We start from the raw sequence: 14,676 nt of genomic DNA on the forward strand, positions 1-14,676 counted from the left end.
AACCACCCCCCCCCCCCCGGCCCCCGGGGTGGGGCGGCGGCGTCCCCCGCCTCCGGGGGTGGCGCCCCCCGGGGGGGGGGTGCGGGCTCCCGCCCCCCCCCCACCCGGGCAGCCGCGGCGGCCTCGACCGGCCTCGACCGGCCAACCGGCAACTCCGTGATGCGCCGGCTCGGGCGCGAGTTCACCTCCCGGCCGCGAGGCGGTGATCGCCGGCTGCCGCCGGCACGCCTGAGCCCTCTCCGGCGGCACGCCGGTCAGGCCCCGGCGGACGCCAGCCGGGCGTGGCGCCGGGCGGTCGCCTCGACGGGATCCAGCACCGGTACGGCGGCCAGCAGGCCCTTGGTGTAGGCGTGCCGAGGGGAGTCGTACACCGAGTCGGCGTCGCCCAGCTCCACGATCCGTCCGGCCCGCATCACCGCGACCCGGTCGACGCTCCCGGCGACCACGCCCAGGTCGTGGGTGACCAGGACCAGCCCGGCCCCGGTCTCGGCGCGCAACTCGTGCAGCAGGTCGAGGATCTGGGCCTGGACGGCGACGTCCAGCGCGGTCGTCGGCTCGTCGGCGACCAGCAGCCGCGGCTCGCAGGCCAGGGCCATCGCGATCAGCACCCGCTGGCGCATGCCGCCGCTGAACTCGTGCGGACGCGACCGCGAGCGCCGCGCCGCGTCGGCGATGCCGACGGGGTCGAGCACTTCGACGGCCCGAGCCCCGGCACCCCGGCGTCGACACCTGCTCAAGTGAGGGGGACCGCGACCTCCTACGCCGACCTGCGCGCACTGATCTTCAACTGTACGCTCAAGCGCTCGCTCGAGCGCAGCCACATCAGGGCCTGATCGATGTCAGCCGCGGCATCCTGGAGCGCCAGGGAGTCGCCGTCGACGTGATCCGCGCCGTCGACCACGACATCGCCACCGGTGTCTGGCCGGACATGACCGCACACGGCTGGGAAACCGACGAATGGCCGGCCCTGTACCGCCAAGTGATGGCCGCGGACGTCCTGATCGTCGTCGGCCCGATCTGGTTGGGCGACAACTCCTCCATCATGAAGAAGGTCATCGAGCGCCTCTACGCCTGCCGGCTCCGGCTTCTTCGTCGGCGTCGCACTGCTCTGCGCGATCGACAAGGCCCTGGCCGTGGTTCGAGACCCATGACCGGCGACGCTACCGGCCGAAGACGGCAAGCGAGCCGACGACGGGCGCCGCGCCATGCTTCGGTAGGAGGAGGGAGTCCATGCGGAGCGTCGGCCCGCAGGAGGGGGTTCGAAGACGGACGGCCCGTCAGCGGTTCGCCATGCGGGTGACGACCAGCTCGCGGCAGAGGTAGTTGGGTGGGCCCATCAGCGTGATGGCGCGTGCGTCCTGGGCCAGCCGGTTCAGGGGGTGGCTGCGGGAGAAGGCGGCGCTGCCGGCCAGGCCCTGGGCCGTGCGGCAGAGTGCTTCGGCAGTCTCCGATCCGAAGACCTTGGCGGTGAGCGCGCTCCCGGTGCGGTCTCCCGGAGCCGAGGTCGCGGCCTCCACCACGCCCCGGACCGCTGCGAGCTGCGCGCCCAGTTCGAAGATGTGGTGCCGGGACAGCGGGTTGTCCGGGAGTGCGCGTCCGTGCGCGGTCCCGACCGCCGTGTCGTGGGCCTCTTGGGCGATGCCCAGCGCGACGGCGCCGAGGGTCAGGCCCAGGGTGTGCGGGTGGCCGATGGCCTCGGGGGTCCGGTGGGAGCGGGTCAGTACGTCCGCCTCCTCGGCCCGGTAACGGCTGAGCCGGATCAGCCCGGTCGCGGAGCGACGCATCCCGGACAGATCCAGCACGCCGTCGAACACGAAGCCCGGCCGAGTGCTGTCGACCACGAAGACGCCCTGGTCGGACCGGCCGTAACTGCCCTGTGGCGCCTCCTGTTCGTCGCCGGTCCGGGCCAGGACCAGGTAGAAGTCGGCGACACCCGCGCCGGTGGTGAAGGTCTTGGCCCCGTCGAGTTCCCAGGCCCCGGTCGAGCACCGGGTCGCGGTGGTGGAGACCTTCTGCTTGGCGGCGTCGGTGCCCGGCTCGCTCCACGAGGAGGCGAAGATCCGGCCGTCGTGGGCGACCGCGCTCAGGAGCCGCTTGCGCTGCTCGTCGGAACCGTAGGCGATGATCCGGCTGACGGCCGCGTAGTGCAGGAACACGATGATCGCGACCGAGGCGTCGGCCCGGGCCAACGCGGTGATCACCGCGTTGGCCTCGTGCCAGTCGGCGTCGAGGCCGCCGTACTCGGCGGGGATCGGCAGGCGGAGGACGCCGGTGGTGCGGAGCGCCGCCAGGACGACCTCGCTCGGCCGCCCGGTGCTGTCGTCGCCGGCCTCCGCCCGGAGTGCCGTGAGGGCCTCGGAGAGCTCCAGGGGGCCCGGTGCGTCGGTGGGGGTGGTGGGCCGATCCATGGATTCCTCGCCTTTGCTCGTCGTTTGGGTTGGAATGCCCCATCGCGGGTGTGGCACGGTTAATTAGCCTATAGCCGCGGAGCGTCCGAAGACAGGGGGTAGCGGATATCGGACAGGGCGTCGAGGCTATTGAATTCTCCTTTCGTTTCGGTATCGACCGGGCCGTGGTGATGCTTCTCACAGGTTTCCGGTCGGCTTGAACGGCATGGCTGAGCTGCGGATCCATGCGGAAGATCAGCTTCCGGGCGGCGGGCATGCCAACGGCTGGCGTCGAGGGTGACCCATGGAAGCGATTTTCGGACAACTGTTCTTCTGGGTGTTCGTTCAATCGGTATGCGGTGCAGGCTACTGTCGGTTCGATCATCGGAACCACTCGATATCGGCGATATGGGCTCCGAAAAGCGACTGACTAAAAAAGGAGAATAATGGAACGGGGGAAGATCGGTGTGCTCTTGGTGTGCGAGGACGGCTTGGAGCGTGCCGGGTTGGGTGCCGTCCTCGGCGGTGATCCCGGCGTGTTGATTGTCGGGGACGTGTCATCTTCGGCGGAGGCGCAACGGGCGGTTTCGGCGTTACGGCCGGACGTCATCCTGTGCAGCGAGCGGACGCTTTCGTACCAGACCATGGAACTCGCGGAGAATCTCACGACGCAGTCCAACGACGCCCGGCCGGTCCATCTCATAGTCCTGGTTCCTACGCTGGACGACCGGAACATGGACCTGTTGCGCTTCGACCGGTGCACACTGATCGACCGGCGGATGAACAAGGCCGAGCTGATCGCCGCCGTCCGGTTGACCGCCGCCGGGTACCGGCCCATCAGGGACGACCTGGCGAGCAGCCTGGCGAGAGTGTCGGTGAACCTGAACGGCGCTGGTCGGGAGGCCAAGGACCGGGTGCAGGCCCTGACCAAGCGTGAGCGGCGGGTGTTCGAGCTCATGGTCCAGGGATTCTCGAACCCGGAGATCGCCTCCGGCCTCAAGGTCACCGAATCCACGGTGAAGTCCCATGTCCAGGGAATCCTCACCAAGCTCGAACTCCGGGGCCGTGTGCAGGCCGTCATCTACGCCTACGAGGCCGGCCTCGTCTGCGGCCGCGCCGGCTGAGGACCGGCAATCCCGGCGGGCATCCCCGGGTGTGCCCGCGGAGGAGTCGGGTGAAAGGACATTCCCGGCCCGGATTCAGGACAGGACCAAAGGAACCAGGAGTCACAGTGGACACTCCCGCGAACACGCTTGCCGGCGACATCAACTGGGAGGCCGAAGACCTCTACATTTCGATCGTCAGCGATCCGGCCGGACGAGACCCGTACGACGGTTACCGAAGGCTGCGCGAGATCGCGCCGGTCCTGCGCACGTCGACGGACGCGCTGGTCCTCACCCGCTACGAGGACTGCGACGCCGCCCTGCGGCACCGGAGCCTCGGGAAGTCCGGGCGAGTGACGCAGTCGACCGGCCACGGGACGGGGGACTCGGTGGGCCGCAGCATGCTGTTCAGTAACCCGCCCGAGCACACCCGCCTGCGCCGGCTGGTCAGTTCCGCGTTCACCACCCGCCACACCGAACAGCTGAGGGGCTCCGTCACCGCCCAGGCGAACGCCCTGGTGGCCGGGCTGCGCGACAACGAGGACTTCATCTCGGCCGTGGCCCTGCCGCTGCCGGTCAACGTGATCTCGGACCTGCTCGGGGTGCCGCACGCCGACCGGATCGGCATCACCCCGCTGGTGCACGACATCACCGGGGTGCTCGAACCCTTCGTCGCCGGCGAGGCGTTCACCCGGGCGAACAGTGCGCAGACCACGTTGGCGGAGTACTTCTCCGGACTGCTGGCCGAAAAGCGCCGGAGCCCCGCCGACGACCTGCTCAGCCGACTCGCTGCGGGCCCCGGGGGCGACGCCGAGGACGACGCCCTCGATGACGCGGACACCATCGCCACGGCCATCGTGCTGTTCGGCGCCGGCTACGAGACCACGGTGAACCTGTTGGGCAACGGCCTGCGTGCACTGCTGGAGGCGCCCGACCAGTTCGCCCTGCTGCGACAGCGTCCGGAGCTGCTGCCCTCGGCCGTCGAGGAGATGCTCCGCTACGACTCGCCCATCCAGATAAACGGCCGCAACGTGCTGGAGCCGACCACCCTGGCCGGTCTGGAGGTCGAGCCGGGGCAACTGGTCGTCACCATGCTCGGCGCCGCCAACCGGGACCCGGCCAAGTTCACCGACCCTGACCGGTTCGACATCACCCGCGACGACGGTCCGCACCTGGCGTTCTCCTCCGGCATCCACTTCTGTCTCGGCGCCCAACTCGCCCGGCTCGAAGCCGACATCCTGTTCACCACGCTGCTCGCGACCTACTCGCGGATCGAACTGGCGGGAGATCCGGTCCCCCGCCCCGGTCTGACGGTGCACGGCCTGGAGAAGCTGCCGGTCGCCGTCACGCCCTGACGTCACACACTCGTGCACAGCGGCCCCTTCGGGCCCGGACGACGATGCGTCCGGGCCCGAAGTCGTTCCACCTCAGCCGCGCTGGTCCAGCTCGTCGGCGACGAACTCGGCCAGGTCGGCCAGGCTCTGCCCGCCGAGCATGCGCGCCATGGGCACCATCACCCCGTACTCCCGCTGCACCCGGCTGCGCACCTCGGTCGCCATGAGGGAGTCGAGCCCCATCCGGTTCAGCGGCTTGCGGTCGCTCAGGCGCTGCGGCGGCAGGGCCAGGACCTTGGCCAGCTGTGCGGCGAGGAACTCGTGCACCGTGCCCGGGTCGCCGGCCTGGGGCGTGGCCGGTGTGACCGGTGTGACCGGTGTGACCGGGGTGACCGGCACGACCGGAGCGACCGTGGCCGGGGCGACCGGCGCGGGCCGGACCGGAACCACCGGGGCGGGTACGGGCCGGGCCGGAGCCGCCGGGACCGTCCGTACCGCCTGAGAAGTCGACTCCTCGGCCGGCACCGACGGCTCCTGGCCGCCGACCACCTCACGCAGCAGCGGGTCCCGGGCGGCATCCGGGTAGGCCGCGCTCCACCGGCTCCAGTCCGCGTCGAGCACCGTGAGCTGCCCGGCCGGTCCGTCCAGCAGCCGCTGGAGCAGGGTGATCCCCTCCTCCGGGGTGAAGCTGTCCACGCCTTGCGGGGCCAGGTCCCGGCCGTGCTCGTCGGCGTACCGGGCGACCATGCCGACCGTCGACCAGAAGCCCCAGTTGACCGAGAGCGCGGGCAGCCCCTGGTCCCGGCGGTGGTGGGCCAGCGCGTCCAGCGAGGCGTTGGCGGCGGCGTAGGCCCCCAGCATGGGCGACCCGAGGATCGCCGACGCCGAGGAGAACAGCACGAAGAAGTCCAACGGCTGCCGTTCCAGCACCCGGTGCAGCGCCCAGGCCCCGGCGGCCTTCGGCCGGACCATTGCGGTGACCTGCTCGGGGGTCGTCTCGGCCGCCGAGACCAGCTCGATGACCCCGGCCGCGTGCAGCACTCCCCGCACCGGCGGGCGGCCAGCGGCCGCGTGGTCCCGGAGCAGCGCGCGCAGCGCGTCCTCGTCGGCCACGTCGACCACGTGGTACGTCACGCGGGCACCGGAGAGCTCCAGACCGCGTAGCTCCGACGCCCGGTCACCGAGCGGGCTGCGGCCGAGCAGCACGACGTCCGCGGCCCCCCGCTCGACCAGCCAGCCGGCCAGCTTGAGGCCGATCCCGCCGAGACCGCCGGTGACCAGGTAGGAGCCCTCCGACGCCGTCCATGACTGCGCCTCGGTCACCGGCGCGGCGGCGGTTCGGGCCGCCGTCTCCGGCGCCTCCGGCTCCTCGAACCGCACCAGGACCTTGCCGATGTGCCGGGCCCGGGCCATCTGCCGGAAGGCTTCCTCGACCTCACCGATGTCGTAACTCTCGTACGGCAGCGGCTCGATCGCCCGGCCGTCGACCAGTTCCAGCACCCGCTCCAGGAGTGTACCCACCTGCTGCGGGCGGGTCCGCAGCATGTCGACGAGGTCCATCGCGTAGAAGGCCAGGTTCCTGGAGAACGGCAGCAGACCGATCGGACTGTTCTCCAACAGGTCCTTCTTGCTCAGCTCCACGTAGCGGCCGTACGGCGCGATCAGCGACAGGTTCTGTGGGATCGCCTCCCCGGAGAGCGAGTTGAGCACCACGTGGACACCCTCGCCGCGGGTCGCCGCCAGGACGGACTCGGCGAAGTCCCCCGAACGGGAGTCGGCGACGTGCTTGACCCCCATGGCCTTCAAGAGTGCGCGCTTCTGCGGGCTGCCCGCCGTCGCGTAGATCTCCGCCCCGCGCCAGCGGGCGATCTGGATCGCCGCCAGGCCCACGCCACCCGTGGCCGAATGGATCAGCACCCGCTCCCCGGGAGCCAGCCTCGCCAGCTCGCACAGGCCGTAGTAGGCCGTGAGGTACGCGGCCGGCAGCGTCAGTGCCTCCTCGACGGTCAGCCGGGCCGGCACGCGGGCGACGAGGTGGGCGCTGGTGACCACATGGCTGGCCAATGCCCCCTCGGACAGGGCGATCACCTCGTCACCCGGCTGCAGTCCGGCCACGCCCTCACCGAGCGCCGTGACCACGCCCGCGCACTCCCAGCCGAGCTTCGCACCCTCGCCTAGGCCCGGGTAGGCGCCCATCACGGTCAGGACGTCCCGGTAGTTCAGCGCCGTCCGGGTCACCCGGATCCCGACCTCGCCGGGGCCGGGGTCGCGGTGCTCCACCGGTATCGGTCCGAGTGTGTCGAGCAGCCCGTTGGTCCGGTTGCGGACCTCGTAACGGGCCGGCACGTCCGCCGTTCCGGGGTCGGCCGGCGCCGTGCCCGGGAGGGTGTGCGGAACCAGCCGCGCCACGTACCGCCGACCGTCGCGGAAGGCGATCTGGTTCTCCGGTCCGTCCGCGGCGAGCAGTTCGGCCGCGAGCAGATCGACGCAGCGGCTACCCGACCCGCCGGGCAGGTCGACCAAGGCGCACCGCCACTGGCGGTACTCCTGGATGAGGGAGCGCCCCAGCCCCCAGAGCATCGACTGGCCGACGGAGACCGGTCCGTGCCCGTCCGGCAGGTGCTGCGCGCCGTCGGTCACCAGCCAGAGCCGCCCGGCGGGCCACCCCACCGCATCCAGGGCCTGGAAGAGGTGCAGCACGCTGTGCAGGCCGAGCCGCTCGGCCGAGGCGACCGCCGCAGCCGCCGTGTCCCGGTCGGTCCTCGGGTCCGCGGCGTCCCGCGCCCACAGGTGCACGATGCCCGCGCAGGGCCGGTCGCCGGCCTCCTGGCGGACCGCGGTGAGCAGCCGGCGGTACTCGTCGGCCGCGCCCGGCGCGATCTCGTACCGGTCGGCGGCCGTGCTGCGGTAGCGCTCACCCGCGGTCACCACCACCGCGCGGCCGCCCAGCTGGTCCACCAGCGTGTCAGCAGTGTCGCCGCGATCGGCGAACACCAGCCAGTAGCCGTCGCGCGGCCCGGCCGCGGTGGCCGGGGCGGTGGGCCGCCACACGAGTTCGTGCAGCCACCCGCTGCCGTCGCGCTGCGTCGGCCGTGGCACCAGGAAACGCAGCGACACGCCTTCGAGTTCGGCGAGCAGCACACCGTCGTCGTCCCACACCTGCACGGTGCCGACGATGGCGTCCGGGCGGACGGCGGTGCGCACCGCGTGGCTCCAGACCGCACCCTGCGGGCGCCGGTACAGCCGCACCCGCTCGATGCTGCCCAGGACGAAGGCGTCGTGCTCGCTGGCGGTCCGGAAGCCCTCGGTGGCGGCCGCCAGGGTGTGACCGCAGGCGTCCAGCAGAGCGGGGTGGAAGAGGTGACGGGGGTCGGCGTCGCGGATCGACTCGGGGGCCTGGATCCGGGCCAACGCCTCGCCGTCCCGGCGCCACAGCCGGTCGACCCCCTGGAAGGCACCCAGCCACTGGTTGCCCTTGGCCGCGAACCGGCGGTAGAACTCCTCGCCGGCCAGCTCCTGGCAGCGCTGCTGCACCGCCTCGCGCGGCTCACCCGCGCCCGCCGTGGGTGAGCCGATCGGCTCGGACGGGTCCAGGCGGCCCGTGACGTTGCGGGAGTGCTCCGTCTGGTCGTGGTAGCGGCTGCCGACCAGGAAGGACCAGGATCCGTCGGCGCCCTGCTCCAGCGTCACCCGGACGGTCGGCGCCGGTTCGTCGGCGGAGACGAAGATGCCCTCGTGGTAGGTGATGTCCCGGATCGCGGGCGCCGATCCGAAGACCGAGGCGGCGGCCGCCGACACCAGCTCCACGTAGGCGGTGCCCGGGACGATCACCACCCCCTGGACCTGGTGGTCCCGGATGTAGGGGTTGGCGTCGAGGTCCAGCGGCCCCTCCCACACGTGCCCGGCGCCCGGCACCGGGGCGCCCAGCAGCGGGTGCCCGGTACCGGCCGGCACCGGGGCTGCTGCCGTCGCCCGGCCGGCCGAGCCCCGCACGGCGGGCCGATCGGTGGGCCGGAGGGCTTCCGGGTTCTCCGGGAACCAGTACCGCTGCCGCTGCCACGCCGGGCCGGGCAGCCGGACGTACGCCGACTCCGCCGGGAACAGCCGGCCGAGGTCCACCGGGTGGCCGCTCAGGTGCACTGCGGCGAGCCCGTCCAGCAGGCAGGCCAGCTCCGGCTCGTTGCGCCGGGTGGAGCCGACGGCCAGGCTGTCGCTCTTCGCCGCGTCGATGTACTCGCGCACGGCGGGCGTGAGGATCGGGTGCGGGCTGATCTCGATCACCACCGTCGGCCCCTGCTCCAGCAGCCGCTGGACCACCGGCCCGAACCGGACCGGCTCGCGCAGGTTGCGGGCCCAGTAGGCGGCGTCGAGCGTGCTGCCGTCCAGCGGCCGCTCGTCGACCGTGGAGTACATCGGCACCGTGCCGGCCCGCGGCCTGAGCGAACGCAGCCCCTTGAGCAGCGGAGCCCGCAGCTTCTCCACCTGCGGGCCGTGCGAGGCGAAGTCCACCTGCACCAGCCGGCAGAACACTCCGCGCTTCTGCAGCGTCTCGAACACCTTGCGCATCGCGTCGCCGTCGCCGGAGAGCACGGTCGACAGCGGGCCGTTGACCGCCGCCACCGAGATCACCCCGGCGTACGGCTCCAGCAGCTGCTCGGCCTCGGCCGCGCTCAGCTCGACGGAGGCCATCACGCCCTTGCCGGAGACCTTCTTGGCCAGGGCGCTGCGCCGGCAGATCACGGCCGCCGCGTCCGCCACGCTCAAGGACCCCGCCACACAGGCGGCCGCCGCCTCGCCCATGCTGTGTCCGACCACGAAGTCGGGCTCGACCCCCCAAGAACGCCACACTGCGGCCAGCGCCACCTCGATCGCCCACAACGTCGGCTGGATGACGTCCACGCCCTCCAGCGCGTCCGTGCCCTCGGTGAGCCGCTCGATCACCGACCAGCCGGCCTCGGCCTGGATCGCGGCGTCGCACTCCTCCAGTGCACGGCGGAACTCGGGCTCGGTGCGCAGCAGTTCGCGCCCCATCCCGACCCACTGCGACCCCTGGCCGGGGAACACGAACACCACCTGGGCGCGCTCGGCGTACACGTCGTCCGCGGACCGCAGGCCGGCGCTCGGTTCGTCCGCGAGGAAGGCCCCGAGCTTGCCGGCCAGGTCCTTGTGGTCGGAGCCGACCAGGGTGAGCCGGCTCTCCCGGTGCTCCCGGCGGGTCGCGGCGCTGAAGCAGACGTCGTCGAAAGGGAGTTCACTGCCCGCACCGCCCGGCTCCAGGTAGCGGCGGTAGGCCTCCGCAACCGAGCGCAGCGTCTCGGGCTGGTGCGAGGACAGCGCCAGCAGCCGGGCGCGGCCCTCCTCGGGCTCGGGCCGCTCGGCCGGAACCGGACGGTACGCGCCGAGCACCACGTGCACGTTCGTACCGGAGATCCCGAACGAGCTGACTCCGGCCAGGGCGGGCCGCTCGGACTGCGGCCAGTCCTGCGCCTCCTGGGGCACCCGCAGCGGCGCCCGAGACCAATCCACCGCCGAGGTCAGCTCGGCGCTGTGCAGGCTGGGCGGGATCACCCCCCGCTCGACCGCCAGCACGGCCTTGATCAGTCCCGCGATGCCCGCGGCGCCCTCGGTGTGACCGATGTTCGTCTTCACCGAACCGACCACCAGCGGCCGGTCTGCGGGGCGGCCCTCGCCGAGCACGGCCGCCAGCGCCCGCAGCTCCACCGGGTCCCCGGCGCCGGTGCCGGTGCCGTGCGCCTCCACGTAGTCGACCTGCGCCGGGTCCACGCCCGCGTCCGCGTACGCCGCCCGCAGCGCCTGCTGCTGCCCCTCGTCCGCGGGCGCCATCATCGCCCCACTGCTCTGCCCGTCGTTGACGGCGGCCGAGCCCAGGATCACGGCCCGGATCGAGTCGCCGTCGTCGATCGCGTCGTCCAGCAGCTTGAGGGCGACCACGCCGACGCCCTCACTGCGCACGAAGCCGTTCGCGTGGACGGAGGCGAACTTGCAGCGGCCGTCGGGCGCCAGCATCTTGCCGTTGGAGAATGTGATGCTCTCCTCCGGCACCAGGACCAGGTTCACCCCGCCGACCAGCGCGAGCGAGGACTCGCCGTTGCGCAGGCTTCGGCAGGCCAGGTGCACCGCGGTGAGGGACGACGAGCACGCGGTGTCCACCGTGAAGCTGGGGCCGCGCAGGTCGAAGGCGTACGACAGCCTGCCGGACAGCACGCTCGGCGCCGTCCCGGCGTTGGCGTAGATGTCCAGGACGCCCTGCCGGCTCATGGTGTCCCAGTAGTTGCGCCCCATCGAGCCGATGAAGACCCCGGCCTTCCCGGCGGCCAGTCGCTCGCGGGTGAGGCCGGCGTCCTCGAGGGCGGCGGCCGCCGTTTCCAGCAGCAGCCGCTGCTGGGGGTCCATGTGCTGGGCCTCGCGCGGGGCGATGCCGAAGAAGTCGGCGTCGAACTCCTCGACGGAGTCCAGGAACCCGCCGTGCCGGCTGATGATCCGCCCGGGCGTGCCCGGTCGGGGGTCGTAGTACGCGTCGATGTCGAACCGGCTGGGTGGCACCTCCGTGATGCAGTCGCGTCCCTCGCTCAGGCGCGACCAGTACTCCTCCAGGCCGTTCGCCTGAGGAAACCTGCACGCCATGCCCACGATCGCGATGGCGGGACCGGCGGCCTGCGGCCCCTCGCCCTGCTGGTCCTCGCGCTGCTGGTTCCCGTCCTGCTGGTCCCCGCTGTGCTTCCGACTGGCCATTGTCACTCCTGTTCTCGTCAGATTGCCCATGAAGCGGTGGCGCCGATGGTCAGCACGGCGCTGCTGACCACGAACCCCGGCGCGGCACCCGCGAGCAGGACGTGGTCTCCGGGCGCGAGCTGCCCGGTGGTCATGAGGTGGTCGAGTGCGACGACGTGGTCGCTCGCCGCGAGATGGCCGACGGTCCGGCCGAAGTCCCAGGTCGATACGGACTCCGGCAGTCCGAGCGGGTCGAGGAAGAACTGTGAGACCAGGTACTGGCCCTGGTTCACGTAGATCGCCTTGGCGACGTCCCCGACGTCGATCCCGGCCTCCTCCAGGGAGCGCCGGGCCACGTCGGCCTGCTTCTTGGCGATCATCTCGTTGACCTCGGTGAGCGGCCGGTACTCCCGGCTGAAGTGCCGGGCCCGCTCGACCATGTCGATGTGCTCCCTGCCGTGCCCGTCGAACAGCGGCACCCCGCCGCGGTGCAGGCCCTCCAGCTCCGGGATCACCAGGTGGTTCACCGAACGCACCCGGGCGAACCCGTCGGCGGTGTCCAGCACCATCGCGCTGGCCGCGTCACCGATCACCGTGCCCGGCCCGTAGCCGCGCCAGCGGTCGGCCTTCGGCGACTTGAAGTTGTCCGAGGTGGTCAGCAGCGCGGTGGTCCGCGACCGGTCCACGCTCAGCTGCCCTGCCGCGAGCTCCAGCGCGGCCAGCATGCCGTTGCAGCCCTGCCTGACCTCGAACACCGGGATGTTCCCGGCACCGAGTTCCCGCACGATGTAACCGCCCGGGTACCACATCTCCGGGCCCTGCGGGAACACGCAGGAGTGGATCAGCAGATCCACCGCGGCCGCCTCCAGCCCGGCCCGCTTGAGCGCCTCCCGGCCGGCCGAGACGGCCATCTCCACCGGCGGCGTGTCCCCGGCCACGAGTGTCCCGGTGACACCCGAATCGAGCATCAGGATCTCGTCGTACAGCCCCGACTCGATGGCCCGGCGGCTGCTCATCCAATCCGGCAGGTAGGTGCCCAGTCCGCTGAGGTAGAGGTTCTCCAGCCTCATCAAGGTCTCCTTGGTCTTGGTGGTGTCCTCTTCGAGGGCAGCCGTCAGGCTCGTTCCGACAGGTAGCGGGTGATGGTGTCGCCGATCTTCCGCAGCGGCTCGGGATCGGTCATCTTCGTGTGCTCACAGGCGATCAGATGGTTCTCGACCTGCCCGTTCACGTACTCCGCCCAGGCGTCGCAGCTCATCCAGTTCTCGACCTTGCCCTCGGTGGCGGTGAAGAAGAGGACGTCGCCGTCGTAGGCCTCCGGCTGGTACGCGTCCATGAGGTGGATGTTGTTGATGACGATGTCGACGAGGGCCAGTACCTGGGACACGTCGAGATTGGCGAGGACGCTGTTCTCCGCGCGGATCAGCTCCAGGAGCTTGGTCAGGTCGACGCTGTCGCGGGTCTCCTCGTCGATGTCCAGACCGACGTAGTCGAGCAGCAGCTTCAGCGCCTCCCGGTCGCCCGGGATCTTCTCGCCGAACTGCGTCTCGGGGTACGAGTCCAGCATCGCCAGCAGCCGCACCTCCTGCCCCTGCCGGCGCAGCTGCGCCGCCATGGCGTACGCGACCACGCCGCCGTACGACCAGCCGAGCAGGTGGTACGGGCCCTCCGGCTGCACACCCCGCAGGGTGCGCACGTAGTCCGCCGCCATCTCCTCCAGGGTGGTCGGGCGAGGCTCCTCGGCGGACATGCCGCGGGCCTGGATCCCGTAGATCGGATAGTCGGGCGTGAGACCGCTCATCAGGCCCGAATAGCACCAGCTCAGCCCACCGGCCGGGTGCACGCAGAAGAGCGGCGGCCGGCTGCCCTGCGGTCGCAGGGGCAGCAGCGTTCCGAGCGCCTCGCCCACGTCGTCGGAGTTCAACCGCTCCGCCAGGGCGGCGACGGTCGGTGCCTCGAAGACCGTCCGGATGGTGTGCCGGACGCCGAAGGTCGACTGGATGCGGCTGATCAGGCGGGTTGCGAGCAGGGAGTGTCCGCCGAGTTCGAAGAAGTTGTCGTCGATGCCGACCCGGGGCAGGCCGAGGACGTCGGCGAAGAGGCGGCAGAGGATTTCCTCGCGTGGGGTGCGGGGCACGCGGTCGGTGGTGATGGTGGTGAAGTCGGGTGCGGGCAGGGCCTTGTGGTCCAGTTTCCCGTTGATGGTGAGCGGGAGCCGGTCGAGTACGACGATCGCGGCGGGGAGCATGTAGTCGGGCAGCGAGCCGGCGAGGTCGCGACGCAGTGTGCTCGGGTCGATTGTGGTTCCGGTGGTGGGGACGACGTAGCCGATGAGGCGTTTTTCGCCGGGTTGGTCGGTGCGGACGGTGGTGGTGGCCTGGGCGATGTGGGGGTGTCGGGCGAGGGCTGCCTCGATTTCGCCGAGTTCGATGCGGAAGCCGCGGATTTTGACTTGGTGGTCGGTGCGGCCGAGGTATTCGAGGGTGCCGTCGGGGTGTTGGCGGACGAGGTCGCCGGTGCGGTACATGCGGGTGCCGGGTGGGCCGTAGGGGTTGGCGATGAAGCGTTCGGCGGTGAGGGCGGGGCGGTTGAGGTAGCCGCGGGCGAGGCCTGGGCCGGAGACGTGGAGTTCGCCGGTGGCGCCGGTGGGCAGCGGGCGTAGGCCGGTGTCGAGGATGTGGAGGTGGAGGTCGGGGATGGGGTGGCCGATGGTGCTGGTGGGGGTGTGGGTGTGGGTGGTGGTGAGGGGGGTGTGGGTGACGTGGACGGTGGTTTCGGTGATGCCGTACATGTTGGTGAGTCGGGGGGTGTGGTCGGGGTGGTGTCGGTACCAGTCGGTGAGGCGGGTGGGGTCGAGGGCTTCGCCGCCGAAGATGACGTGGCGTAGGGAGAGTTGGTGGGTGGTGTCGGGGTTTTCGGTGGTGGCTTGGGTGAGTTGGTAGAAGGCGGAGGGGGTTTGGTTGAGGATGGTGACCTTTTGGTCGGTGAGGAGGTGGAGGAGGTCGGTGGGGGTGCGGGTGGTGGTGTGGGGGACGATGACGAGTCGGCCGCCGGTGAGGAGTGCGCCCCAGATTTCCCAGACGGAGAAGTCGAAGGCGTAGGAGTGGAAGAGGGTCCAGA

The 14,676-nt window shown here is 71.4% G+C and carries 6 protein-coding genes and 2 pseudogenes; 3 read left to right on the plus strand and 5 right to left on the minus strand.

Annotation, left to right across the window (positions count from 1 at the left end; translation table 11 throughout):
- Window positions 1-290: 290 nt before the first annotated feature.
- Window positions 291-734 (minus strand): annotated as a pseudogene (locus ACFV0O_RS39330) (ATP-binding cassette domain-containing protein); the annotation flags it as partial.
- Between the two features lie 3 nt (window positions 735-737).
- On the opposite strand from ACFV0O_RS39330, the pseudogene ACFV0O_RS39335 reads away from it, so the two are divergent.
- A pseudogene (locus tag ACFV0O_RS39335) lies at window positions 738-1,075 on the plus strand (flavodoxin family protein); the annotation flags it as partial.
- Window positions 1,076-1,277: 202 nt separating this feature from the next.
- Here the strand turns inward: ACFV0O_RS39335 and ACFV0O_RS39340 are convergent.
- A complete protein-coding gene (locus tag ACFV0O_RS39340; protein ID WP_380349249.1) occupies window positions 1,278-2,408 on the minus strand; it encodes an acyl-CoA dehydrogenase family protein in 1,131 nt (376 codons plus the stop codon).
- Between the two features lie 425 nt (window positions 2,409-2,833).
- Between ACFV0O_RS39340 and ACFV0O_RS39345 the strand changes: the two genes are divergently transcribed.
- Together ACFV0O_RS39345 and ACFV0O_RS39350 are read left to right on the plus strand one after the other, a co-directional pair.
- Window positions 2,834-3,511, plus strand: a complete 678-nt coding sequence (locus ACFV0O_RS39345) for a LuxR C-terminal-related transcriptional regulator (protein ID WP_380349251.1) — start codon at window positions 2,834-2,836, stop codon at window positions 3,509-3,511.
- Between the two features lie 107 nt (window positions 3,512-3,618).
- Complete coding sequence (locus tag ACFV0O_RS39350; protein ID WP_380349253.1) at window positions 3,619-4,845, plus strand: cytochrome P450; 1,227 nt, start codon at window positions 3,619-3,621, stop codon at window positions 4,843-4,845.
- Between the two features lie 72 nt (window positions 4,846-4,917).
- Here the strand turns inward: ACFV0O_RS39350 and ACFV0O_RS39355 are convergent, their stop codons facing one another.
- From ACFV0O_RS39355 to ACFV0O_RS39365, 3 genes are all read right to left on the minus strand, one after another.
- On the minus strand, window positions 4,918-11,577 hold the full coding sequence (locus tag ACFV0O_RS39355) for an SDR family NAD(P)-dependent oxidoreductase (protein ID WP_380349255.1): 6,660 nt from the start codon (window positions 11,575-11,577) through the stop codon (window positions 4,918-4,920).
- 17 nt (window positions 11,578-11,594) lie between these two features.
- The gene (locus ACFV0O_RS39360) at window positions 11,595-12,626 is read right to left on the minus strand and encodes a ketoacyl-ACP synthase III family protein (protein ID WP_380349257.1); all 1,032 of its coding nucleotides are present in this window, start codon (window positions 12,624-12,626) and stop codon (window positions 11,595-11,597) included.
- Between the two features lie 44 nt (window positions 12,627-12,670).
- On the minus strand, window positions 12,671-14,676 hold a 2,006-nt coding region (locus ACFV0O_RS39365), incomplete at its 5' end, for an alpha/beta fold hydrolase (RefSeq protein WP_380349259.1).

The organism is Kitasatospora sp. NPDC059577 (assembly GCF_042735475.1).
In the GTDB taxonomy this organism is placed as follows: Bacteria; Actinomycetota; Actinomycetes; order Streptomycetales; family Streptomycetaceae; genus Kitasatospora.